General features: G+C 72.3%; 26 protein-coding genes. 20 read left to right on the top strand and 6 right to left on the bottom strand.

What is annotated here, in order from left to right:
- Window positions 1-3,078 (top strand): patatin-like phospholipase family protein, encoded by a 3,078-nt coding sequence (locus QQZ14_RS02220; RefSeq protein WP_284532532.1) that lies wholly within the window; start codon window positions 1-3, stop codon window positions 3,076-3,078.
- On the opposite strand, the gene QQZ14_RS02215 is transcribed toward QQZ14_RS02220, so the two are convergent.
- From QQZ14_RS02215 to QQZ14_RS02205, 3 genes are read right to left on the bottom strand one after another with little or no spacing between them, the layout of a single operon-like run.
- Window positions 3,036-3,530, bottom strand: a complete 495-nt coding sequence (locus tag QQZ14_RS02215) for a nuclear transport factor 2 family protein (RefSeq protein WP_284532531.1) — start codon at window positions 3,528-3,530, stop codon at window positions 3,036-3,038. The two genes, QQZ14_RS02220 and QQZ14_RS02215, sit on opposite strands and share 43 nt — an antisense overlap.
- Before the next feature lie 54 nt (window positions 3,531-3,584).
- Window positions 3,585-4,124, bottom strand: a complete 540-nt coding sequence (locus QQZ14_RS02210) for a hypothetical protein (protein ID WP_284532530.1) — start codon at window positions 4,122-4,124, stop codon at window positions 3,585-3,587.
- Window positions 4,108-4,620: a SigE family RNA polymerase sigma factor gene (locus QQZ14_RS02205; RefSeq protein ID WP_342395213.1), complete on the bottom strand. Its 513-nt coding sequence runs from the start codon at window positions 4,618-4,620 to the stop codon at window positions 4,108-4,110. The genes QQZ14_RS02210 and QQZ14_RS02205 overlap by 17 nt, the downstream gene beginning before the upstream one ends.
- A gap of 117 nt (window positions 4,621-4,737) precedes the next feature.
- Here QQZ14_RS02205 and QQZ14_RS02200 point away from each other — a divergent pair, with 117 nt between their 5' ends.
- The 11 genes from QQZ14_RS02200 to QQZ14_RS02150 all read left to right on the top strand — a co-directional run bounded on the left by QQZ14_RS02200 (window position 4,738) and on the right by QQZ14_RS02150 (window position 13,495).
- On the top strand, window positions 4,738-5,274 hold the full coding sequence (locus QQZ14_RS02200) for a TetR/AcrR family transcriptional regulator (RefSeq protein ID WP_284532529.1): 537 nt from the start codon (window positions 4,738-4,740) through the stop codon (window positions 5,272-5,274).
- Window positions 5,271-6,545 (top strand): cytochrome P450, encoded by a 1,275-nt coding sequence (locus QQZ14_RS02195; protein WP_284532528.1) that lies wholly within the window; start codon window positions 5,271-5,273, stop codon window positions 6,543-6,545. Before QQZ14_RS02200 ends, QQZ14_RS02195 begins: the two co-directional genes overlap by 4 nt.
- Window positions 6,542-7,318: an SDR family oxidoreductase gene (locus QQZ14_RS02190; protein WP_284532527.1), complete on the top strand. Its 777-nt coding sequence runs from the start codon at window positions 6,542-6,544 to the stop codon at window positions 7,316-7,318. Before QQZ14_RS02195 ends, QQZ14_RS02190 begins: the two co-directional genes overlap by 4 nt.
- A 104-nt stretch (window positions 7,319-7,422) precedes the next feature.
- Window positions 7,423-8,745 (top strand): cytochrome P450, encoded by a 1,323-nt coding sequence (locus tag QQZ14_RS02185; RefSeq protein ID WP_284532526.1) that lies wholly within the window; start codon window positions 7,423-7,425, stop codon window positions 8,743-8,745.
- A 118-nt stretch (window positions 8,746-8,863) separates the two neighbouring features.
- Window positions 8,864-9,085, top strand: a complete 222-nt coding sequence (locus QQZ14_RS02180; RefSeq protein WP_284532525.1) for a ferredoxin — start codon at window positions 8,864-8,866, stop codon at window positions 9,083-9,085.
- Window positions 9,082-9,687: a hypothetical protein gene (locus tag QQZ14_RS02175; RefSeq protein WP_284532523.1), complete on the top strand. Its 606-nt coding sequence runs from the start codon at window positions 9,082-9,084 to the stop codon at window positions 9,685-9,687. Before QQZ14_RS02180 ends, QQZ14_RS02175 begins: the two co-directional genes overlap by 4 nt.
- Window positions 9,688-9,692: 5 nt before the next feature.
- Window positions 9,693-11,159, top strand: a complete 1,467-nt coding sequence (locus QQZ14_RS02170; protein ID WP_284533067.1) for an aldehyde dehydrogenase — start codon at window positions 9,693-9,695, stop codon at window positions 11,157-11,159.
- A 76-nt stretch (window positions 11,160-11,235) separates the two neighbouring features.
- Window positions 11,236-11,967, top strand: a complete 732-nt coding sequence (locus QQZ14_RS02165; RefSeq protein ID WP_284532522.1) for an SDR family oxidoreductase — start codon at window positions 11,236-11,238, stop codon at window positions 11,965-11,967.
- Window positions 11,960-12,784: an NAD(P)-dependent oxidoreductase gene (locus QQZ14_RS02160; RefSeq protein ID WP_284532521.1), complete on the top strand. Its 825-nt coding sequence runs from the start codon at window positions 11,960-11,962 to the stop codon at window positions 12,782-12,784. Before QQZ14_RS02165 ends, QQZ14_RS02160 begins: the two co-directional genes overlap by 8 nt.
- Window positions 12,777-13,154 carry a carboxymuconolactone decarboxylase family protein gene (locus tag QQZ14_RS02155; RefSeq protein WP_284532520.1) on the top strand — a complete coding sequence of 126 codons (378 nt, stop codon included), beginning with the start codon at window positions 12,777-12,779 and terminating at the stop codon, window positions 13,152-13,154. The genes QQZ14_RS02160 and QQZ14_RS02155 overlap by 8 nt, the downstream gene beginning before the upstream one ends.
- A 173-nt stretch (window positions 13,155-13,327) precedes the next feature.
- Window positions 13,328-13,495, top strand: coding sequence for a hypothetical protein (locus QQZ14_RS02150; protein ID WP_284532519.1), 168 nt, complete (start codon window positions 13,328-13,330; stop codon window positions 13,493-13,495).
- A 19-nt stretch (window positions 13,496-13,514) separates the two neighbouring features.
- On the opposite strand, the gene QQZ14_RS02145 is transcribed toward QQZ14_RS02150, so the two are convergent.
- The gene (locus tag QQZ14_RS02145; RefSeq protein WP_284532518.1) at window positions 13,515-13,949 is read right to left on the bottom strand and encodes a DUF6314 family protein; all 435 of its coding nucleotides are present in this window, start codon (window positions 13,947-13,949) and stop codon (window positions 13,515-13,517) included.
- 43 nt (window positions 13,950-13,992) lie between these two features.
- Between QQZ14_RS02145 and QQZ14_RS02140 the strand changes: the two genes are divergently transcribed.
- Both QQZ14_RS02140 and QQZ14_RS02135 read left to right on the top strand, forming a co-directional pair.
- Window positions 13,993-14,472, top strand: coding sequence for a ribonuclease H family protein (locus QQZ14_RS02140; protein WP_284532517.1), 480 nt, complete (start codon window positions 13,993-13,995; stop codon window positions 14,470-14,472).
- Window positions 14,473-14,565: 93 nt separating this feature from the next.
- Complete coding sequence (locus QQZ14_RS02135) at window positions 14,566-15,537, top strand: hypothetical protein (protein ID WP_284532516.1); 972 nt, start codon at window positions 14,566-14,568, stop codon at window positions 15,535-15,537.
- On the opposite strand, the gene QQZ14_RS02130 is transcribed toward QQZ14_RS02135, so the two are convergent.
- Entirely contained in the window at window positions 15,515-15,877 is a 363-nt protein-coding gene (locus QQZ14_RS02130) for a winged helix-turn-helix transcriptional regulator (RefSeq protein ID WP_284532515.1), read from the bottom strand. The two genes, QQZ14_RS02135 and QQZ14_RS02130, sit on opposite strands and share 23 nt — an antisense overlap.
- Before the next feature lie 125 nt (window positions 15,878-16,002).
- Here QQZ14_RS02130 and QQZ14_RS02125 point away from each other — a divergent pair, with 125 nt between their 5' ends.
- Entirely contained in the window at window positions 16,003-16,851 is an 849-nt protein-coding gene (locus QQZ14_RS02125) for an SDR family oxidoreductase (protein ID WP_284532514.1), read from the top strand.
- A 12-nt stretch (window positions 16,852-16,863) separates the two neighbouring features.
- Here the strand turns inward: QQZ14_RS02125 and QQZ14_RS02120 are convergent, their stop codons facing one another.
- Window positions 16,864-17,622, bottom strand: a complete 759-nt coding sequence (locus tag QQZ14_RS02120) for a putative protein N(5)-glutamine methyltransferase (RefSeq protein WP_284532513.1) — start codon at window positions 17,620-17,622, stop codon at window positions 16,864-16,866.
- Between the two features lie 16 nt (window positions 17,623-17,638).
- Here QQZ14_RS02120 and QQZ14_RS02115 point away from each other — a divergent pair, with 16 nt between their 5' ends.
- The 5 genes from QQZ14_RS02115 to QQZ14_RS02095 all read left to right on the top strand — a co-directional run bounded on the left by QQZ14_RS02115 (window position 17,639) and on the right by QQZ14_RS02095 (window position 21,636).
- Complete coding sequence (locus QQZ14_RS02115) at window positions 17,639-17,998, top strand: hypothetical protein (RefSeq protein ID WP_284532512.1); 360 nt, start codon at window positions 17,639-17,641, stop codon at window positions 17,996-17,998.
- The gene (locus QQZ14_RS02110) at window positions 17,995-18,411 is read left to right on the top strand and encodes a hypothetical protein (RefSeq protein WP_284532511.1); all 417 of its coding nucleotides are present in this window, start codon (window positions 17,995-17,997) and stop codon (window positions 18,409-18,411) included. The genes QQZ14_RS02115 and QQZ14_RS02110 overlap by 4 nt, the downstream gene beginning before the upstream one ends.
- Before the next feature lie 22 nt (window positions 18,412-18,433).
- Window positions 18,434-19,612 (top strand): NADH:flavin oxidoreductase, encoded by a 1,179-nt coding sequence (locus QQZ14_RS02105; RefSeq protein ID WP_284532510.1) that lies wholly within the window; start codon window positions 18,434-18,436, stop codon window positions 19,610-19,612.
- Between the two features lie 138 nt (window positions 19,613-19,750).
- Window positions 19,751-20,836: an NAD(P)H-dependent amine dehydrogenase family protein gene (locus QQZ14_RS02100; RefSeq protein WP_284532509.1), complete on the top strand. Its 1,086-nt coding sequence runs from the start codon at window positions 19,751-19,753 to the stop codon at window positions 20,834-20,836.
- Window positions 20,833-21,636 (top strand): SDR family oxidoreductase, encoded by an 804-nt coding sequence (locus QQZ14_RS02095; RefSeq protein ID WP_284532508.1) that lies wholly within the window; start codon window positions 20,833-20,835, stop codon window positions 21,634-21,636. The genes QQZ14_RS02100 and QQZ14_RS02095 overlap by 4 nt, the downstream gene beginning before the upstream one ends.
- Window positions 21,637-21,640 lie beyond the last annotated feature (4 nt).

Genomic DNA, 21,640 nt, shown 5'->3' with positions numbered 1-21,640 from the left:
ATGTATGGCATCGAAGCCGAGGGTGGGACCGAGCGATACCGGCTGAGCCGGAGGGACCTCGAGCGCCAGGGCCGGCGTCGGTCGTTCTGGCGCACGTCGTTCGTGGCCGCGTGCCTGCTGCTCGTGCAACTGCCGTTCCTGGCGGTGGCGACCGGCCGATGGGACCCGGCGAACGACTCTCCTGCGCTCGGAGGCGAGGTGCCGGTCCGGCTCGCGCTGTTGCTGGACGTCGGCCTGGTCGTGGCGTACGTCGTCCTGGCCCATCGCGCGCTGGAGATGATCCGCTCGGTGCGTCCTCGCGCCACCGGTGCCCGCAGGGTCGGGGCGTGGGCCTTCTGGGTGGTGGTGGCCGGCGCGTCGCTGGACGTCGTCGAGAACCTGGTCGTCTGGGACCGGGCAGGCACGTGGGACGACCACTCGACACTGAGTGTCGGTGGGCTGACGGCTGCCAAGCTCGGTCTGTTGCTTCTCGGCCTGGTGCTCTTCCTCGTCGCAGGCGCCAAGGCGCGGTTGCACCCCGAGGCCGAGGATGCGGCGCCGACACCGGGGGCGCGGGCCGAGGGTGCTCCTCCTGAGCTGGTGATCTGCTGCTCCGGCGGAGGCATCCGAGCGGCGTCGTTCAGCCTGGGCGGGCTCCAGGTGCTCGCCGAGAAGGAGGTGTACCAACGCGCTGACGCGGTGGTCGGCGTGAGCGGCGGCGGCTATGTCGCGGCCGCCTACCACGTGCTCAGGTGGCGGTCGGAGCCGAAGGCGGGATCGGTCTCGGCGGCGGAGACCTGGCCCGGCGATCTCGATCCGCTCCCGTACGCGCCGGAGAGTCCGGAGCACGCACGACTCCGCCAGAACACCCGCTATCTGTTCGACTCCGCGCCGGTCGCGCTGCACGCCACCTTGTCACTGTTGTTCGGCATCGCGGTCAACGTCATCCTCCTGGCCGCCATCCTGGGTGCCACGGCCTGGTTGCTCGCGTGGTTCCTGCTTGCCTCCGGCGGTCTGACCGGATGGGGGACCGCCGACGCGGATGGTGCCGCCTATCGGGAGAACGACGCCTGGGCGGCCGTGCCGTGGGTCGCGTTCGCACCCCTCGCGCTGGGCGCCCTCCTCTTCCTCTACGAGAAGGTCGTCGACAGGTTCCGGACGATCGGGAAGTCGACGCGCTCGGTCCTGCGGGAGGTCTCGGTTCGTTGCTTCGGCGCCGGGGCCGCGCTCGTGGTGCTCGTGCTGGTCGTGCCCGTGGCGCTTGCCTGGCTCAACGACTACGCGGCGTCCAGCCAGTCCTCGCTCGCCCACCTCATCCACTCGGTGGGCCTCGGGCCGGCCGCCGACTGCGGGGACGCCCGCGCGGCCTGTGCCAGCACGAGCAAGTCCGCGGGCTCGGCGCGCGCGGTGACGACCGGCTCGGCAGCTGCGATCCTGGCGGCCCTGCTGGCCGTTGCGCGCGACGTACGGTCGCAGCTCTTCGGAGACACGAGCTCCAAGACCGGCGCCTCCTCCCTGGTCAAGCGACTCGGGGGGCGGGTCAAGAAGGTCGTCCTTCCCTGGGTGGCCGCCGCGGTCGTGGTGCTCGTGCTCGTCCTCCTGCTGCTGCGCTGGGTCGCCGCCATGGCCTACGACCCCGAGCTCCTCGCGTCGTGGCACCTCGCCTACTGGTACGGCGGCCTGCTGGTCGCCGTGGTGCTGCTCACCGATGCGAACAGGACCTCGTTGCATCACTTCTACCGGGAGCGGCTCTCCTTCGCCTACCTGGTCCGGCGGTCGAAGGACGGCGCCCCGGAGCCCGTCGACTACTCGCTGCCCCTGCGCTTCTCCACGTCGGGGCCGCGTACGACGGCGGACGGCCCGGGGCTCGTTGCCGGCGCCGTGGCCAACGTGACGGACCCGTTCCTGGTCCCGACGGACCGGGAGTGCACGCCCTTCGTCTTCGGCCATCGACGCATCGGGCTCACCGACCGGAGTCTGCCGGAGGGCGCCATGTCGCCGAGCGCCCTGTACGAGCGCGCGGCCGACGACCGCTGCCGAGACGCGACCATCCCCGGGGCGATGGCGATGAGCGGCGCAGCCTTCTCGCCACTGGCCGGCCGGGAGAACCGTCGCGTGGGCCCCTATCGCCTGGTGCTCGCGCTCGCCAACGCCCGGCTGGGCGTGTGGTTGCCGAACCCGCTGTGGATCGACGAGGCCGATGTCGTCCAGCGTCTGGTCCGGATGCGGGAGCCGGACGCGGCCTCCGTGTGGGCGAGCCTGGAGGAGAGCGACCGGGCGTTCGTGTGCGACCGCCTCTCCGACGACGACAAGACGTGGCTGGATGAGGCACTCGAGTCGGGCGAGGCTCTTCCTCGGGACTCCGCCCATCCCGAGGAGACGGAGGGCGGCACGGCGTGGAGCGTTCGCCGGCGCGCGGCTCGGCGGTCCTGGTACCGCGTGCGTGCGCGGCTGGTGTCGGTGCTCACCAAGCCCGGAGCCTTCCTCGTGCTCCGCGAGGCGTTCGGACGGACGTCCGTCCTCGACCGGAGCCTCTACGTGACCGACGGCGGCCACTACGACAACCTCGGCCTGGTCGAGGCGCTGCGTCGACGCCCCCAGAACGTCATCGTCCTGGACGCCAGCAACGACCAGGAGGACGAGTTCAACACGCTCGGCAGGGCGATCGCCACCGCTCGGATCGACCTCGGATGCGAGATCGACTTCGACCCCCGCGGCATGCGGCGGCTGGACGCGAAGCGGGCCACCGCGGCCTGGGGCCGGGGCGTCGTCCACTACCCGCCAGGGGCCGGCCGGACCCGTACCTCCGCCAACCTGTGGGTGGCGAAGGTGATCATGCTCGACGACCTGCCGTGGGACGTCGAGACCTATGCCGCGGGCAACCCGCAGTTCCCCAGGACGTCGACCGGCGACCAGCTCTACGGCGAGTTCGACCTCGAGGCCTATCGGATCCTCGGGCGTGAGATCACCGAGCGGATGCTCGCGCAGTACCCGGTGCCTCCGGCGACGGCCGTGCCCCAGGTGCCGGACCCGGCCGGGGCCGGGTCGCCGGATCCTCAGCCACCGAACGCGGACATCCAGGCGTCGGCCTCGGGATAGGTGCGGCCGTGCTGCTGGGCGACGCGGTACCACCGCTTGGTCGCGCGCAGGAACGTCGCGGGGTTGTAGACGTCCTCCTCGCGCGACCACAGGCCGTCACCGGCGTAGGTGAGGATCGTGATGTTGCTGGCGCCGTGCCGCTCGCCGTCACCCGGGTCGGGCAGGTCGTTCCACACCTCGCACACCACGCGGCCGCGCTCCTCGTCGAGCACGTGCCAGTCGATCGGGAAGTGCGGCATCGCGCTGCCGGGGAACGTCGTCATCGTCGACACGATCCACTCCCGGATCGCCTCGCGGCCGCTGAAGTCGCCGTACGCGTGCTCGCGGTACGTCGCGTCCTCGGTGAACAGGTCCGCGAAGCTCGCCCAGTCGCCGGAGCCGGCGATCCGATCGACCTCGTCCTGGTAGTGGCGGAAGGCGGTCTCGAGCTCGGCGCGTGGCCAGATGGTCATGGCGAGACGATAGGGCCGGGACTGGAACGTGTTCCAGTCCCGGCCCTCGCCACGTCAGGACGGTGAGCCGTTGTGGAACAGGTCCACCAGCTCGTCCGGCGTCCAGGTGGGCGACGCGATCGCGAACAGGTCGCCGCCGTTGCGCGTCGGCGCCTCGACGAAGAGAGCGTTGTCCCCGGTCGCGGCGTACGTCCCCACCCACGCGTGGACGCCCTCGGGAGCCTCGATCGGCCGGGCGTCCTCGGGCACCGCGCCTGGGTGCATGACGCCGTAGAGGTCGTCGACCCGCGCGTCGCCCGCGACGTGGCGGTAGCTGAACGTGAACCCCGCGACCTCGACGCGGTCGGTGACGACGCGCGTGCTCGGTGAGGTGCTCGGGCTGGTGACGGCCGCCGGGGGGTGCGGGGTGTCGTGGGGCGTGCCGGCGCCGGCGACCACCAGGGCGGCCGCGGTGGCCACGGTCGCGGCCGCCGGCAGCGCCAGCACGTACGCCGGGCGCCGCGGCGTGGGCACCCGGCCGGCGTACTCGAGGTCGTCGGTGGCCCCGCGGAACGCGGCGCCCAGCTGTCGGGTCAGGTCATCGTCGGTCAGCATCGGCGTTCTCCATCTCGGGTGTGAGTGCGGCCCGGAGTCGGCTCAGGGCGCGCGCGGTCTGTGACTTCACCGAGCCGGTCGTGCACCCCAGCGCCCGCGCGGTCTCCTCGACCGACAGGTCGTCGAAGTACCGCAGCACCAGCACCGCTCGCTGACCCTCGGGCAGCCCGCGGGCGGCCCGGAGCAGCTGGTCGCGGTCCGCGACGCCGTCGGCGACGGCGATCGGGACCTCCGTCCCCTCCATGGCCGTCTCGCGCGGCCTGCGGGCCAGGTCGCGCCAGCGGTCCTTGGCGAGGTTGACGACGACCCGGCGGGCGTAGGCCTCGGGTTGGTGCCGCGCGCGGCCCCAACGGCGCGCGGTGCGCAGCAGCGCGGTCTGCACGAGGTCCTCGGCGTGGCCACGGTCGCCGCACAGCAGGTACGCCGTGCGCACCAGGCGGTCCGAGGACGCCGAGACGAACTCGTCGAACGCGCGCCGGTCGCCTGCGGGGATCACGATCTGCTCCGTTCGGTCACACCGGGAAGAACTCCGGGGTCGTCGTCGAGGTTGTCAGGGCGCCCGGATCGGGTGCACCCCTTGCGCTGAAAGGGGAACACGTTCTAGTTTGGACAGGTGTCCAGTCCGACCGCCGAGCGGCTCCTCGAGGCCGGCCGCGAGGAGCTTCGCGCGGTGGGTGCCCAGACCCTGACGATCCGCACGGTCGCCCAGCGGGCCGGGCTCTCGCCGGCGACGGCGTACACCTACCTGGCGTCGAAGAACCGCCTCTACGCCGAGCTGTTCTGGCGGTTCCTGCTCGAGGACGCCGACGCCGAGCCGGCCGACGCGGACGCCGTGTCGCGGGTGCAGTCGGTGACCCGGCGGCTGGGCGAACGCCTCGCCGGGGCGCCCGAGCTGGCCGCCGCGGTCACGCCGGCGCTGCTCGGCGCCGACCCCGAGGTCGACGAGCTGCGGCTGCGGATCGGCGCCGAGCTGCTCCGCCGGTTCCGGGTCGCGCTCGGCGACGACGCCGAGCCCGACGTGCTCGAGACCCTGGCGCTCGCGTTCTCGGGCGCGCTGCTGCAGGCCGGCATGGGCCTGATGACCTACGCCGAGATGGCGGACCGGCTCGATGCCGTCGTGGCCGTCGTGATGAGGGGAGCCGCTGCATGAGCGACGCCATCGTGTTCGACCCCTACGACTACGCGTTCCAGGAGGACCCCTACCCGACGTACCGACGCTGCCGCGACGAGGACCCCCTGCACCACAACGAGGACCTCGACCTGTGGGTGCTGACGCGGCACGCCGACGTGCAGCACGCGATCCGCACCGAGGGCGTGTTCTCGAACGCGATGGGCGTCTCGATCGACAAGAGCGCCTGGGGTCCCGACGCCCACAAGGTGATGTCGTTCCTGGGCATGGACCCGCCGCGCCAGCAGCGGCTGCGCTCGCTGGTGTCCAAGGGCTTCACCCCGCGGCGGGTGACCTCGCTGGCGCCGCAGATCGAGCGGCTCACCGACCACTACCTCACCCAGTGCCTGGAGGAGGGGAGCGTCGACTGGATCAGTGACTTCGCCGGCAAGCTCCCGATGGACGTGATCTCCGAGATGATGGGCGTCCCCGAGGCCGACCGCGCCGAGGTGCGCCGGCTCGCCGACCTCGTCGTGCACCGCGAGCCGGGCGTGCGCGACGTCCCGCGGGAGGGCATGGAGGCCTCGCTGACGCTGGTCGGCTACTACGCGGAGATGATCGAGCAGCGCAAGCGGCAGCCCACCGAGGACCTCACCAGCGCGCTGCTCGCGGCGGAGCTGGACGGGGACAAGCTCACCGACGAGGAGATCATCGCGTTCCTGTTCCTCATGGTGGTCGCGGGCAACGAGACCACCACCAAGCTGCTCGGGCACGCGCTGTTCCACCTGACCCACCACCCCGAGCAGTGCGAGTTGGTGTTCGCCGACCCCGCGGTCGCCGACGACCTCGTGGTGCCGTGGGTCGAGGAGACGCTGCGCTACGACACCTCCAGCCAGATGGTCGCCCGGCACCTGCTCCAGGACGTCGAGCTGCACGGCAAGGTCGCGCCCGCCGGGTCCAAGGCCGTGCTGGTGCTCGGCTCGGCCAACCGCGACGACCGGGTCTTCAGCGACCCCGACCGCTACGACGTCTTCCGGGACAAGGACGAGGTCGCCCAGCTGCTCAGCTTCGGCGGCGGCCGGCACTTCTGCCTCGGTGCCAACCTGGCCCGGCTCGAGGCCCGGATCGCGCTTCGCGAGCTCGTGCGCCGGGTCCGCCACGTCGAGGTCGACCACGACGCGTGCGTGCGGGTGCACTCGGTCAACGTCCGCGGCTTCGCGTCCGTCCCGGTGCGGATGGAGGGACGAACTCACCCCACGAAGTTCGTCTCCTCCGCTGCGCTCCCCCGAACAACTCCGCGGGGACCCCGATGAGCAAGTACGCGCAGCCGTCGCGACGCCCGGCTGTGGTGACCGGCGCCTCGTCGGGCATCGGCGCGGCCACCGCGCTCGCCCTGGCCGCGGCCGGGTTCCCGGTCGCGCTCGGCGCCCGGCGTACCGACAGGTGCGAGGAGGTCGCCGCCCAGGTCCGCGAGGGCGGCGGCGAGGCCGTCGTGCACCCGCTCGACCTCACCGACGACGACTCGGTCGCGGCGTTCGCCGGCAAGGTCACCGCCGAGCTCGGCGACGTCGAGGTCGTGGTCTCCAACGCCGGCGCGGTCGCGCCCGGCACCATCCACGAGGTCGACACCGACCGGTTCGGCCAGGAGCTCGACCTCAACATCGTCGGCGCCCACCGGCTGGTGCGGGCCTTCGTGCCGGGCATGGTCGAGCGCCGGCGCGGCGACGTCGTGTTCGTCTCCTCCGACGTGGCGGTGCGGGCCCGGCCGTTCATGTCGTCGTACGCCGCCGGCAAGTGGGGGCTGGAGGGCATGGCGCACGCGCTGCAGATGGAGCTGGAGGGCACCGGCGTGCGCGCCTCGATCGTGCGGCCCGGCCCGACCTGGAGCGAGATGGGCACCGACTGGGACGCCGATGAGGCGGCCTTCGTGCTCAACCAGTGGGTGCGGTTCGGGCAGGCCCGGCACCCGCACTTCCTCAAGCCGTCGGCGATCGCCGACGCGATCACCACCGTCGTCAGCGCGCCGCGTGGCGTCCACCTCAGCCTCATCGAGGTCAACCCCGAGGCGCCTGTGGAGGACCGATGAGCAACGTCAGCAGCGGTGGTTTCGAGGCTCGCTCCGCTCGCACCTCAACCACCGACACGGTGGTTGAGGTGCGAGGAGCGCCAGCGACGAGCCTCGAAACCAGCGTGCCGGAGGTCTCGTACGCAGTCCCCGACGACGGCTACGGCCACCTCGCCGAGATGCGGGTCGACCCGATCGGCCTGTTCGAGAGGGTGCGCGCCGAGTGCGGCGACATCGGCCGGTTCCGGCTCGCCGACAAGGACGTCGTGCTGGTGTTCGGCGCCGAGGCGCAGGAGCAGTTCTTCCGCGCCCCGGACTCCACCCTCGACCAGGCAGCGGCGTACCCCTTCATGACGCCGATCTTCGGCAAGGGCGTGGTCTTCGACGCCTCGCCTGAGGAGCGCCAGCAGATGCTGAAGAACCAGGCGCTGCGCGGCGACATGATGCGCGGCCACGCCGCGACCATCGAGGCCGAGATCAACCGGATGGTCGCCGAGTGGGGCGACGAGGGCGAGATCGACCTGCTCGACTGGTTCGCCGAGCTGACGATCTACACGACGTCGGCGTGCCTGATCGGCAAGCCGTTCCGCGAGGAGCTCGACGCGCGGTTCGCCCACGAGTACCACGAGCTCGAGCGCGGCACCGACGCGCTCGCGTACGTCGACCCCTACATGGACATCGAGTCGTTCCGGCGTCGCGACGCCGCGCGCGAGCGGCTCGTCGAGCTGGTGCAGGGGATCATCGACCGCCGCGTCGCCCGGGGGACCGTGCCCAAGGAGGAGCGCGACCTGCTCGACGTACTGATCTCGATCGAGATGAGCGCCGACTACATCACCGGCATCTTCATCTCGATGATGTTCGCGGGCCACCACACCTCCTCCGGCACGGCGTCGTGGGCGCTGATCGAGCTGATGCGGCACCCGGAGCAGATGAAGGACGTGGTCGCCGAGCTCGACGACCTGTACGCCGACGGGGCGGACGTGTCCTTCCAGGCGCTGCGGTCGATCCCGCGCCTGGAGGCCGCGCTCAAGGAGACGCTGCGACTGCATCCGCCGCTGATCATCCTGATGCGCGTCGTGCAGGAGCAGATCGAGCTCGCCGGGCACGCGATCCCGCCGGGCACCGTGGTCGCCGCGTCGCCGCGGGTCTCCAACCGCATCGCGTCGGACTTCCCGGACCCGGACTCCTTCGACCCGGGGCGGTACGTCGACCCGCGGCAGGAGGACCTCCAGAACCGCTGGACCTGGATCCCCTTCGGCGCCGGTAAGCACCGCTGCGTCGGCAACGCGTTCGCGATGATGCAGATGAAGGCGATCTTCTCGGTGATCCTGCGCGACTACGAGTTCGAGATGGCGCAGCCGTCCGAGACCTACCGAGACGACGTCTCCAAGATGGTCATCCAGCTCCAGCAGCCCTGTCGGGTGCGCTACCGCCGGCGGCAGAAGTGATCGCACAGGGCGGTGGTCTTGAGACAGGCGCTAGCGCGCCTTCCTCAACCACCGGAGCACGGTGGTTGAGGAGGTTGCGCAGCAACCGTCTCGAAACCACCCCCACGGGAGCAGCGCGATGAGCTGGCGCGTGGTGGCCGACACCGACCTGTGCCAGGGGCACCAGATGTGCCAGGGCGAGGCGCCCGACGTGTTCGGGTTCGACGAGGACGCCGACCAGGTCACGGTGCTCGCCGAGCACCCCGACGATTCCCTGCGGCCCCAGGTGGAGGCCGCGGTCCGGTACTGCCCAGCGATGGCGCTCGCCATCGAGTCGGGCCCAGTCGAGGAGGAACAGTGAGTCTCACCCGCGCGGAGATCGAGGAGTTCTGGGACTCCTGGCTCGAGGTCAACCGGGAGGCCGAGCGCATCGGCGACTGGAGGATCATGGCCGACTGGTACGCCGAGGACGCGACGTACGGCTGGATGTACACCCCCGACGAGCACTTCATGGCGGTCGGGCGGGAGGAGATCCGCGAGCTCGCGATCGGGCAGGAGATGGCCGGCCTCGACGGGTGGCACTACGACTACCAGGCGACGCTGATCGACGAGAAGAACCAGATGGTGGTGGGGTTCTGGAAGCAGAAGTCCGGCATCACGGACGACGCGACCGGTGAGGAGTACGAGATCCTCGGCATCGGCGGCTCCTGGTTCGGTGTCGAGCGCCAGGCTGGTGGCGAGCTCAAGTTCGCGTGGCAGCGCGACTGGTTCGACCTCGGGTCGACCGCGCACACGTTCCTGGCCATCGCCGCGTCCGGCAAGGCGCCGCAGGGGCTGCTCGACCGGATGTCGGTCGACGGCAAGACCCAGCCCGGCCACTACACGCTGCAGGACCTGCCCTCGCCGGTGTGGCCGCCGCCCGTCGAGCGCGGCGACTACGTCACCCAGGAGTCCCTCTCGTGACGCTGATGCCCCCACCGGCCCAGGCGCTGGTCGACGGCAAGCTCGTCGGGGCGAGTGACGGGTCGACGTACCCGATCCTCAACCCCGCCACGGGCGCCGAGATCGGGCACGCCCCCGACTCGACGGCGGCCGACCTCGACGCCGCGATCGCCGCCGCCCGCCGCGCCTTCGACGACACCGGGTGGTCGACGGACGTCGGGCTGCGGGTGCGCTGCCTGCGCCAGCTGCACGCCGCCCTGCTCGCGGACGCCGAGCCGTTCACGGCGCTCACCACGGCCGAGGTCGGGATGCCCGGGTTCATGATGGGTGCCGCCGGGTTCGACGTCCCCGTCGAGGGGCTGAGGTGGGTCACCGACCTGCTCGAGTCCTACGAGTTCGAGACCGACCTCGGAGTGGCCTCGCCGATGGGCATCCCGTCGCGGCGGACGGTCCGCCGCGAGCCGGTCGGCGTGGTCGCGGCGATCTCGCCGTGGAACGTGCCGACCCAGATCAACCTCGCGAAGGTCGGGCCGGCGCTCGCCGCCGGCTGCACGGTGGTGCTCAAGCCGGCGCCGGACACCCCCTGGGTGGCGTGCGAGCTGGGCCGCCTGGTCGCCGAGCACACCGACATCCCGCCGGGGGTGTTCAACGTGGTGACGCCGTCGTCCAACGAGGTCGCCGCGATGCTGACCACCGACCCGCGGGTCGACATGGTGTCGTTCACTGGGTCGACCGCGACCGGGCGGGCGATCATGGCGGCGGCCGCGCCGACGCTGAAGAAGGTCTTCCTCGAGCTCGGCGGCAAGTCCGCCGCGATCGTGCTCGACGACGCCGACGTCGCCGCCGCGGCCGGTGCTACGGCGTTCACCGCCTGCATCCACGCCGGGCAGGGCTGCGCGATCACCACCCGGCTCGTCGTGCCGCGCGAGCGGTACGACGAGGCCGTGCAGGTCGCGGCCGCGACGATGGAGTCGATCGGGGCCAAGGACCCCGCGGACCCCGGCGCGATCTGCGGCCCGGTGATCTCCCGGGCCCAGCGCGACCGGGTCGAGTCCTACCTGCGGCTCGCGGTCGAGGAGGGCGGCACGTTCGCCACCGGTGGCCACGTGATCGACCAGCCGGGCTACTGGGTCGAGCCGACGGTGGTCGCAGGCCTGGACAACGCCAGCCGCCTGGCGCAGGAGGAGATCTTCGGGCCGGTGCTCGTGGTGATCCCGCACGACGGGGACGACGACGCGGTGCGGATCGCCAACGACTCGGCGTACGGCCTCTCGGGCTCGGTGGAGTCCGGCTCGCTCGAGCGGGCCAAGGCGGTCGCGGCGCGGATCCGCACCGGCACGATCGCCGTCAACGGTGGGGTGTGGTTCAGCCCCGACGCGCCGTTCGGCGGCTACAAGCAGTCCGGCATCGGCCGGGAGATGGGCGTCGCCGGCTTCGAGGAGTACCTCGAGACCAAGGTCGTCGCGGAGCCCGCCGTCAGCGGTAGTCCCTGACGATCGGGCCCCATGGGAACGTTCCCATGGGGCCCGATCGTCAGGGACTACCCCAAACTCTCCACAGGGAGCCGAGATGAGATTCCAGGACAAGGTCGTCGTCGTCACGGGCGCGGCGCAGGGCATCGGCGAGGCGTATGCGCGGGCGCTCGCGGCCGAGGGGGCATCGGTCGTCGTGGCCGACCTCAACGCCGACGCGGGCGAGAAGGTCGCCGCCGACATCGGCGGGCTGTTCGTGCGCACGGACGTGTCGTCGCACGAGTCCGCGGCGGCGCTGGTCGAGGCGACGGTCGCGGCGTACGGCGGCATCGACGGTCTGGTCAACAACGCCGCGATCTACGGCGACATGCAGTTCGACCTGCTGATCAGCGTCGACTGGGACTACTACCGCAAGTTCATGTCGGTGAACATGGACGGCGCGCTGGTGATGACCCGCGCGGTCTACCGCGAGATGCAGAAGCGGGGCGGCGGCTCGATCGTCAACCAGTCGAGCACCGCGGCGTACCTCTACTCCGGGTTCTACGGCCTGGCCAAGGTCGGCGTGAACGGCCTGACCCAGCAGCTGGCGCACGAGCTCGGCGGGATGGGCATCCGGGTCAACGCGATCGCGCCCGGTCCGACCGACACCGCCGCGACCCGCACCCAGGCCGGCGACGCCGCACAGGACCTCGTCAAGGGCCTCGCGCTCAAGCGGATGGGCCAGCCCGAGGACATGGTGGGTGCCTGCCTGTTCCTGCTCTCGGGCGAGTCCGCCTGGGTGACCGGGCAGATCATCGCGGTCGACGGCGGGCAGACGTTCCGTGCCTAGCCTGGACGGGGGCCTGCGGGTCGGCTTCGTCGGCCTCGGCAACATCGGCAAGCCGATGGCGCTGCGGCTCGCTGCGGCCGACGGCATCGAGCTCACGGTGTACGACGTCGTGCCCGGCCCGGTCGCCGAGCTGGTCGAGGCCGGGGCCCGGGCCGCGGACAACGTCGCCGCGATCGAGGCGGACGTGGTGTGCGTGATGGTGCGTGACGACGACCAGGTGCGGGCCGTGGCGGCCGACGTCGGGCCCGGCCCCGTGCTCGTCGTCCACTCCACCGTCGCGCCGGGCACCCCGGGTGAGCTGGCCGCGCAGGGGCTGACGGTGCTCGACGCGCCGGTGTCGGGCGGCCCGATGGGCGCGGCCGACGGCTCGCTCGCGATCATGGTCGGCGGCTGCGGCGACGCGTTCGACGTGGCGCGGCCGGCGCTGCGGGCGATGGGCTCGAAGGTCGTGCACGCGGGCCCGCTGGGCGCGGGCACCCGGATGAAGCTCGCCCGCAACCTGATCCACTTCGTCGCGTTCACCGCCGTCACCGAGGCGCAGCGCCTCGCCGAGGCCTCGGGCCTCGACCTCGTGCAGCTCGGCGAGGTGGTGCGGCACACGGACGCGATCACCGGCGGTCCGGGGGCGATCATGTACCGCGACACCACCGCGCCGATCGCGCCCGACGACTTCTGGCACGGCGTCTTCGGCCACGTCGCGGCGCTGGGGGAGAAGGACCTGGCGTTCGCGATCGCGCTCGCCGACGAGCAGCACGTCGAGGTACCGCTCGCACGGCTGTCGCTGGACCGACTGAGAGAGGGGCTCGGCCTTGGGTGACTTCGAGGGACTCCCGGAGACGCGGCGACGCGGCCTGGAGAAGATGGAGCAGGTCTACGGCTTCGACATGACCGACGGCGCCGGCGACTTCTTCCGCTACACCGCCGACCACCTGTTCGCCGACATCTGGAACAGGCCCGGGCTCTCCGACCGCGACCGGCGGCTGATCCTGATCGGCATGCTCGCCGGCCAGGGCGCCGCCGACGTGCTCGGCATCCAGGTGCCCGCGGCGTACGCGAACGGCGAGCTGGACGACGCCGCGCTGCGCGAGATCGTGATCTTCGTGTGCCACTACGCCGGCTGGCCCAACGGCGCGCGCCTCAACTCGATCGTCGAGGAGACGATCGCCAAGGCCGCGCGGCAGGGCTGACCCGGGCGGGTGCCGGCTCGGCGTGTCGTGCGGGTTTCGGCTGCCAGCAGCCGAACCCCGCAAGCCCCCCAAGTCGGCCCCGAGTCGGGTCCCAGTGGCCCCCAAGAGGTGCGCGGGACGGTGAGGTCACCGAGGCAGACCGCCTCGGGACACCGATCACCAGGAGCACCGCCATGTACGACTTCACCGCCGCGTTCATCGCCTTCTTCGCCCTCGCCGGCGTCGCCTCCGCGTCCGCGGTCGCCGCGCTGGTCCGGGTCGCCGCCGAGCATCGCGCCGCCTGCGCTCCGGTCACCCCCGTCGACGGAGGCCGGCAGGCGTCCTACCGCCGCGCCGCCTGACTGCCCTGCGGAGCGGACGTCAGCCGGACGGGTGGCGGGCGTCGCGCCGGTCGGAGTGGGTCGTGGTCATCACGTAGTCCTTCTCCGGCCCTGTCGCCCGCCACTCCACGGTCCAGCCCTCCGGCCCGCCCTCGATCAGCCCCGTGTAGTGGTCCCGCCCGCACGGGTGCTCGACCCGCGTGCCGACCGACCACGGGTGGAAGTCCCGCCCGTCGGAGAACCGCACCCACCAGTCCTCGCCGACCCGGTCGACGTACAGCGTCCGGCTCACCGGGGCCGACCGGCCCGCCCAGGTCATCGTCCCCGCCTCGCTCCACCGCACCCGGTCGGGCGACTCCAGCTCGAGCGTCGCGGTGCCGACCACGTCGCGCCGCTCCCCGGCGAGCCGGTCGTCGACGACCCGGCTCAGCGACCAGGTGCCCAACAGATCGGTGGGGAGCAGGTCGGGGCCCATGTCCGATGACGGTAGCCAACCGGCGCTGTGCGAGGGTGCTCCGGTGCCGCCCCGCCAGAAGACCAAGCGCCCGCCCCGCCCGCCGATGCCCGTCCCCGTGGGCGCCCGCGAGGTCTTCACCGACGGCGCCTGCTCCGGCAACCCCGGCCCCGGCGGCTGGGCCTGGGCCCTCGACACCTCGGTGTACTCCTCCGGCCACGAGGCCCCCTCGACCAACCAGCGGATGGAGATCCGGGCGGCCCTCGAGGCGGTCCGCGCGCTCGACGGGCCGCTGCTGGTGGTGAGCGACTCGACGTACGTCGTGCACTGCTTCCGCGACACCTGGTGGCGCGGCTGGCTCGACCGCGGCTGGGTCAGCTCGGCGCGTACGCCGGTCGCCAACCGGGACCTGTGGGAGCCGCTGGTCGACCTCGTGCAGACCCGCGGCGACGTGGCGTTCGCCTGGGTCAAGGGTCACTCCGGCCACCCGATGAACGACCTGGTCGACCGGCTCGCCGTGGCCGCGAGCCGGAGCGGCGGCTGAATCCGCCGACGACACGGCCGGGACCTCCGGGACCCATGGGGCTCGCGGGACTAGCGTGAACAGCCAGTCATCGACCCACGGAGGGGAAGCCGCGTGGTCCGACGGATTCGGCTCGCTCGCCCGGGCGCTCCTCGGCGCGCCCGCAGGTGGGCCGGTCCACCCCCGCTCCTGCTGCTGGTGACCCTGGCCGGCTTCGTCGTCGCGCCGATGGTCGACGAGCCGGCCGCGCCCGCACCGACGGCCGCCACCGTCGCGCACACCAGCCCCACCGCGACACCCTCCCCGGCCTCGACCCCGGCGTCCACCCCGGCGTCCACCCCGACACCCACCCGGACGCCGAACCCGACCCGCTCACCGGTGCAGGACCGGCCGACGGCGGCGACCGGTCCGGTCCGCGTCGGTCTCGCGAGCCTCAACCTGGACCGCAGCCTGACCCCCGCCCAGGCGGCCGAGGACGCCCGGGCGCTCACCCGGCGCGCGGCCGTCGACATCGTCGGCTGGCAGGAGGCGGACCGGTTCGGCCCCGAGCTGGAGGCCCTGCCGGGCTGGGAGACCCGCACCTTCCCCTTCGGCCGGCGCAGCTCCCAGCTGGCGGTGTCGTGGCGCCGGGCGGAGTTCGACCTGGTCGCCGCGCGCCACCGGCAGGTGCCGCTCGACGAGGCCTGGCGTGACGGCCGCTACCCCTACGGCAACCGGCTGGTCGCCGTCGTCACCCTGCGCCACCGCGACACCGGGCGGGTGCTCACCGTGGTCGACGCTCACGTGCCCCAGCCGATCGGCGACCTCGCCCGCCCCGACCGCTGGGTCGCCGGCACCGCCGACTACGACCTCGCCGCGCGCGCGGACGGGCCGCGGCGTGTGCCGGCCGGCGCCGCGGCGTCGGCGTACCAGGTGCTCGGCAGCGCCGCGATGCCGACGTTCCGGTCCCACGGGCGACGGGTCGACGTCGTGTACGTCGACCGCACGGACTACCGGGCCGGGCGGGTGCGCTTCGCGGGCCGGTGGGTCGTGGACGGGCTCACCGGCGACCACGACGCGCTGGTCACCCGCCTTGTGCTGAGCTGAGCCCAGCCCCGTCCTGGACGTGACGCTGGGCCCAGTGCACGAGCGGGGCCAGCAGCCCGGTGGCCACGCGCCCGTGGGCGGTGAGGGAGTACTCCACGTGCGGCGGCACCACCGGGAGCGCCTCGCGCCGGACCAGGCCGTCGGCCTCGAGGGTCTGCAGGGTCTGGATCAGCATCTTCTCGCTCACGCCCGCGATCTCGCGTTTGAGCTCGCTCCAGCGCAGGGTGCGGTCGTCGAGGGTGAGCAGCACCAGCACCCCCCACTTGCTGGTGACGTGCTCGACGAGCAGCCGGGTGTCGGGGCAGACGGTATCGAGCTGGAGCTCGCGGACGGTGACCACACCAGAACCTTACCCGCAGGTGGGTACCCCACTTCAAAGTCGGTACTCCCCATCGGGAAGGTACCCCGCCCCCGGGTGGTTCTGCCGTCGTCACCAGTCCGCACCACAGTGGAGGAAGCATCACCATGTCGATCGTCATCACCGGAGCCACCGGCCACCTCGGCCGCCTCGTCGTCGAGTCCCTGCTGGAGCGAGGGGTGACCGACGTCGTCGCCACCGGTCGGGCGGTCGAGCGGCTGGCCGACCTCGCCGAGCGCGGCGTCCGGGTCGAGCGTCTCGACTTCGACGACGTCCCGGAGTCCGTGGGCTGGCTCGGCGCCGGCGACGTGCTGCTGCTGGTCTCGGGCAGTGAGCCCGGCATCCGCGTGCCCCAGCACCAGGCGGTCATCGACCTGGCCGTGCGCTCCGGCGTACGCCGCATCGCCTACACGAGCGCCCCGGCCGCGGACGACACCGACCTGGTGCTGGCGCCCGAGCACGCCGCGACCGAGCGGCTGATCCGCGACAGCGGGCTGCCGTTCACGTTCCTGCGCAACGGCTGGTACACCGAGAACTACCTGCCCACGTTCGAGCAGGCGCGCGAGAGCGGCGTGGTCGCCGCCAGTGTCGGTGACGGCCGGGTGGCGAGCGCACCCCGCTCGGACTTCGCCGAGGCGGCTGCGATCGTGCTGTCCGCGGACGGCCACGAGGGCGCGGTCTACGAGCTCTCCGGCGACACCGCGTGGGACTTCGACGAGCTGGCCCGCACGTTCGGCGAGGTCCTCGGGCGCGAGGTGACCTACCAGCGACTGACCCCCGAGGCGCACCGCGAGCTCCTGCTCTCGCTCGGTCTCGACGAGGGGACGGCCGGGTTCGTGGTCGCCCTCGACCAGAACATCGGCGCCGGACTGGTCGGCGCCACGACCGGCGACCTGGCGAAGCTGCTCGGCCGTCCGACGGTGCCGCTCGCCGACACGGTCCGCACCTGGCTGTGACCCCGGGCCAGGTCAGCGCGACCCGACCACGGCGGTGCCGTCGACGTCGTCGTCGGTGACCACCTCGACCCGCAGGCCGGCGGCCGCCATCAGCTCCACGGTCGCCGGCGCCTGACGGCGGCTGGTCTCGATGAGCAGGCGGCCGCCCGGCGCCAGCCAGCCCGGTGCGCCGGCGACCACGCCGCGCTGCACGTCGAGCCCGTCGGCGCCGCCGTCGAGCGCCACCCGGTGCTCGTGGTCGCGGGCCTCGGGCGGCATCGTGGCGATGGCGTCGGTCGGGACGTACGGCGCGTTCACGACCAGCGCCGCGATGCGACCGCGCAGGTCGTCGGGCAGCGCGTCGTAGAGGTCGCCCTCGAAGACGCGGTCCGCCGGCAGGTTGCGGCGCGCGCACGCGACCGCGCCCGGGTCGAGGTCGGCGGCGTACACCTCCAGGCCGGGGACGGCCGCCCGCAGGGCAGCGCCCAGGGCCCCGGTGCCGCAGCACAGGTCGACGACGACGTCGCCGTGCCGCAGCCCCGTGGCGGCCGCCCGCACCAGCACCGTGGAGCGCAGCCGCGGCACGAAGACCCCGGGCGCGACCGCCAGTCGCAGTCCGTCGAACTCGGCGAACCCGACCACCTGCTCCAGCGGCCGGCCACCGACCCGGTCGGCGACCATCTGGGCCAGCTCGGCCTCGTCGGTCGCCGCCTCGAGCAGCAGCCGCGCCTCGTCCTCGGCGTACACGCACCCGGCCGCGCGCAGGGTGGCGACCAGCGCCTCAGGTGACATGGTCGATGATGCTGCCATGCCGAGCGTCAGCACCCAGATCACCTGGATCGTGGTCGGGTACGCCGCCCTGGTGGCCGTGCTCGCGATCGTGGTCGCCGCCCGCGGCCTCGAGCGCCCGAGCTGGCTGGACCAGATGGCGTGGATGCTCCAGCTGCTGCTGGTCGTCCGCGCGCTGGCGGGCCTGGGTCCGCTGCTCGGCGACGACCACCCCGACTCAACCTCGACCTACGTCGGCTACCTGTTCGCCGCGGTGTGCGTGCTGCCGATCGCGATCAGGTCCGTGGACGGCGACCGGGCGACCTGGTCCTCGGCCGTCCTCGCCGTGGCCGCGGTCGCGGTCGGTGTGATCGCCGTACGCCTGGAGATGACCGCGTGAGCCCGGTCGCGACGGAGCGCCGCAGCGGCCCCCACCAGGTGCTGCTGGCGTTCTACGCGCTGTTCACGCTGGCCGCCGGCGCTCGCGCCATCGTGCAGCTGACCACGCAGTACGACGACGCGCCGGTCGCCTACTGGCTGTCCCTCGCGGCGGCGGTGACGTACGCGCTCGGGTGGTACGCGATCCGCTCGGCCGCGGCCGGCGACACCCGATTCGCGAGCGTGATGCTCTGGGTCGAGCTCGCCGGCGTGGTCACGGTCGGGACGCTGAGCCTCGTGGTGCGCGACTGGTTCCCGGACGCCTCGGTGTGGTCGGACTACGGCATCGGCTACGGGTTCGTGCCCGCCGTGCTGCCGATCGCGGGATTGCTCTGGCTGCGCCGCCAGAAGAGCACGCACCTCGCCAGGAACTGAAACCTGTTCTAGATTGCCCTGCATGACCGCCGACGTCTTCGCCCCGACCACGCTCGGCCCCGTGCGGCTCCGGAACCGGACGGTGAAGGCCGCCACGTTCGAGGGTCGCGCACCGCACGGGCAGGTCACCGACGAGCTGATCGACTACCACCTCGCGGTGACCCGTGGCGGGGTCGGCCTCACCACCGTCGCCTACCTCGCGGTCGCGCCCGAGGGGCGCACCCACCGCGAGCAGATCGTGGTGGGCGAGCGGACGGTGTCCGGCCTGACCCGTCTCACGGAGGCGGTCCACGAGACCGGCGCGGCGATCGCCGGCCAGGTCGGGCACGCCGGACCGGTCGCCAACGGCCGCTCCAACGGGGTCAAGGCGCTCAGTGCCAGCCGGATGCCCAGCCCGCTGTCGATGCAGATGATCAAGGCGGCCACCGAGGCCGACCTGACCCGGATCACCCGCGACTACGTCTCGGCGGCGCGGACGCTGGTGCGGGCGGGCTTCGACGTACTCGAGCTGCACATGGCGCACAGCTACCTGATCTCCTCGTTCCTCGCGCCCGGGCTCAACCGCCGCAAGGACGGCTGGGGTGGGTCGCTGGAGAACCGCGCACGGCTCGGCCGGCAGGTCGCCCGGGCGGTGCGCGACGAGGTCGGCTCGGACGCCGCGATCACCGCCAAGGTCAGCGTCGGCGACGGGTTCCGCGGCGGGGTGACGACCGACGAGGGGGTCGAGTACGCGCAGTTGCTCGAGGCCGACGGCACCCTCGACGCGCTGCAGCTCAGCGGCGGCTCGTCGCTGATGAACCCCATGTACCTGTTCCGCGGCGAGGCGCCGGTCGAGGAGTTCGCGGCCACGATGCCCCTCGTCGTACGCCTCGGCATGAAGACGCCCATGGGACGCGGCTTCCTCAAGGCCTACCCGTTCGAGGAGGCGTACTTCCGCGACAAGGCGCTGCGCTTCCGCTCGGCGGTCTCGATGCCGCTGATGCTGCTCGGCGGCATTAACCAGCTCGCCACGATGGAGCAGGCGATGGCCGACGGCTTCGACTTCGTCGCGATGGGCCGCGCGCTTCTCCGCGAGCCCGACCTCGTCGACCGCCTCCAGTCCGGCCGCGCCGCCGCCGGTGTGTGCATCCACTGCAACCGCTGCATGCCCACCATTTATTCGGGCACTCGGTGTCCGATTGTTTCGCCGGCGCGGGTCTGAGGCTTGCGGGGTTCGGCTGCTGGCAGCCCATCCCCGCACGACACGCCGTAGCCCGTCGGCGTGTCGTGCGGGTTTCGGCTGCCAGCAGCCGAAACCTCGGACTTCCCACCAACTAGAACATGTTCTAGATTGCCGGGCATGGCAGAACCTCTGAAGGTCGTCGTCTGGTCCACGGGGACCATCGGGCGGCACGCGATCAAGGGCATCGACGCCCACCCCGACCTCGAGCTGGTCGGCGTGTGGGTGTCCAACCCCGACAAGGACGGCAAGGACGCCGGCGAGCTGGCCGGGGTGGGCCGCGAGCTCGGTGTCCGGGCGACCGCGGACAAGCAGGCGCTGCTGGCGCTGCAGCCGGACGCGATCGTGCACACGGCGATGACCGACGACCGGGTCTTCGAGGCGATCGAGGACCTCGTCGACTTCCTCGAGGCCGGCATCAACGTGACCTCCAGCGGCCCGGTGCTGCTGCAGTGGCCCGAGCACATCCTGCCCCCGGAGACCATGGAGCGGATCACCAAGGCCGGCGAGCGCACCGGTGCCAGCCTGCACGTCAACGGCATCGACCCCGGCTTCGCCAACGACGTGCTGCCGCTGGTGCTGACCAGCCTCAGCCAGCGCATCGACGAGGTGCGGGTGATGGAGATCTGCGACTACTCCACCTACTACCAGCCGGTCGTGATGAACGACCTCTTCGGCTTCGGCAAGCCGATGGACGAGAGGGGCTTCCTCTGGGAGCCCGGCATCCTGTCCATGGCGTGGGGCAGCGTGGTCCGCCAGATCGCCGCCGGCCTCGGGATCGTCCTCGACGAGCCGCTCACCGAGGACGTCGACCGCCGGCCCGCCGAGGTCGACACGCCCAGCGTCTCCGGCGACGTCGCTGCCGGGACGATGGGCGCGGTCCGCTTCCAGGTGATCGGCAAGGTCGACGGCGTCCCGCGTGTGGTCCTCGACCACGTCACCCGTACGGCGCCGGACCAGGTGCCCGAGTGGCCGACCCCGTCGCAGGGCGACGGCTGCTACCGCGTCGTCATCACCGGCGAGCCGTTCATGCAGCTCGACTTCGTCCACCACGGCGAGCACGGCGACCACAACGTCTCGGGGATGATCGTCACCGCCCAGCGGATCGTGAACGCCGTCCCCGCGGTCGTGGCCGCGCCCGGCGGCCTCGTCACCGCCCTCGACCTCCCGCTCGTCACGGGCAAGGGCCTGGTGAGCACGTCATGAGCATCCTCGACCGCTTCTCCGTCGCCGGCCAGGTCGCGATCGTCACCGGCGCCGGCCGGGGGCTCGGGGCCGCCACCGCCGTCGCACTCGCGGAGGCCGGCGCCGACGTCCTGATCTCGGCGCGCACCGAGGCCCAGCTGGCCAAGGTCGCCGAGCAGATCCGGGCCACCGGCCGCCGTGCGGTCGTCGTGGCCGCCGACCTCAGCGACCTCGACGCGGTCGCCGGCCTCGCGCAGGCGGCGTACGACGAGCTCGGCCGGCTCGACACCGTCGTCAACAACGTCGGCGGCACCTTCCCGACCGAGTTCCTCAAGACCAGCAACGAGTTCCTCAACGAGGCCTTCAGCTTCAACGTCACCACCGCCCACGCGCTCACCCGCGCCGCGGTGCCGTTGATGCTCAAGGACCCCGACAAGCAGAAGAGCGTCGTCACGATCAGCTCGATGATGGGCCGCACCGCCGACCGCGGGTTCATCGCCTACGGCACCGCCAAGGCCGCGCTCGCGCACTGGACCAAGATGGCGGCCCAGGACCTCGCCCCGCGGATCCGCGTCAACGGCATCTACGTCGGCTCGATCATGACCAGCGCCCTGGAGTACGTCGCAGGCCAGCCGGACCTGATGAGCCAGCTCGAGACCAAGACCCCGCTCGGCCGGGTCGGCGAGCCCGAGGACATCGCGGCCGGCGTCGTCTACCTCGCCTCGAAGGCCGGGCAGTACGTCACCGGCAAGCTGCTCGAGATCGACGGCGGCATCCAGCAGCCCACCCTCGACCTCGGGTTCCCCGACGTGGCCCCGTAAGGTC

The sequence above is a fragment of the Nocardioides sp. T2.26MG-1 genome (assembly GCF_950101795.1).
Classification (GTDB): Bacteria; Actinomycetota; Actinomycetes; order Propionibacteriales; family Nocardioidaceae; genus Nocardioides.
The sequence above is the reverse complement of the archived record's forward strand: the minus strand, read 5'-3'. Positions and strand labels throughout refer to the sequence as shown.

Bases quoted from the DNA above. Each gene is read 5' to 3' on its own strand.
- QQZ14_RS02150 (WP_284532519.1), top strand. From the start codon at position 13,328: ATGTACGACTTCACCGCCGCGTTCATCGCCTTCTTCGCCCTCGCCGGC.
- QQZ14_RS02180 (WP_284532525.1), top strand. From the start codon at position 8,864: ATGAGCTGGCGCGTGGTGGCCGACACCGACCTGTGCCAGGGGCACCAG.
- QQZ14_RS02145 (WP_284532518.1), bottom strand. From the start codon at position 13,949: ATGGGCCCCGACCTGCTCCCCACCGATCTGTTGGGCACCTGGTCGCTG.
- QQZ14_RS02105 (WP_284532510.1), top strand. From the start codon at position 18,434: ATGACCGCCGACGTCTTCGCCCCGACCACGCTCGGCCCCGTGCGGCTC.
- QQZ14_RS02220 (WP_284532532.1), top strand. From the start codon at position 1: ATGTATGGCATCGAAGCCGAGGGTGGGACCGAGCGATACCGGCTGAGC.
- QQZ14_RS02215 (WP_284532531.1), bottom strand. From the start codon at position 3,530: ATGACCATCTGGCCACGCGCCGAGCTCGAGACCGCCTTCCGCCACTAC.
- QQZ14_RS02190 (WP_284532527.1), top strand. From the start codon at position 6,542: ATGAGCAAGTACGCGCAGCCGTCGCGACGCCCGGCTGTGGTGACCGGC.
- QQZ14_RS02210 (WP_284532530.1), bottom strand. From the start codon at position 4,124: ATGCTGACCGACGATGACCTGACCCGACAGCTGGGCGCCGCGTTCCGC.
- QQZ14_RS02170 (WP_284533067.1), top strand. From the start codon at position 9,693: ATGCCCCCACCGGCCCAGGCGCTGGTCGACGGCAAGCTCGTCGGGGCG.
- QQZ14_RS02165 (WP_284532522.1), top strand. From the start codon at position 11,236: ATGAGATTCCAGGACAAGGTCGTCGTCGTCACGGGCGCGGCGCAGGGC.
- QQZ14_RS02195 (WP_284532528.1), top strand. From the start codon at position 5,271: ATGAGCGACGCCATCGTGTTCGACCCCTACGACTACGCGTTCCAGGAG.
- QQZ14_RS02125 (WP_284532514.1), top strand. From the start codon at position 16,003: ATGTCGATCGTCATCACCGGAGCCACCGGCCACCTCGGCCGCCTCGTC.
- QQZ14_RS02115 (WP_284532512.1), top strand. From the start codon at position 17,639: ATGCCGAGCGTCAGCACCCAGATCACCTGGATCGTGGTCGGGTACGCC.
- QQZ14_RS02095 (WP_284532508.1), top strand. From the start codon at position 20,833: ATGAGCATCCTCGACCGCTTCTCCGTCGCCGGCCAGGTCGCGATCGTC.
- QQZ14_RS02100 (WP_284532509.1), top strand. From the start codon at position 19,751: ATGGCAGAACCTCTGAAGGTCGTCGTCTGGTCCACGGGGACCATCGGG.
- QQZ14_RS02120 (WP_284532513.1), bottom strand. From the start codon at position 17,622: ATGTCACCTGAGGCGCTGGTCGCCACCCTGCGCGCGGCCGGGTGCGTG.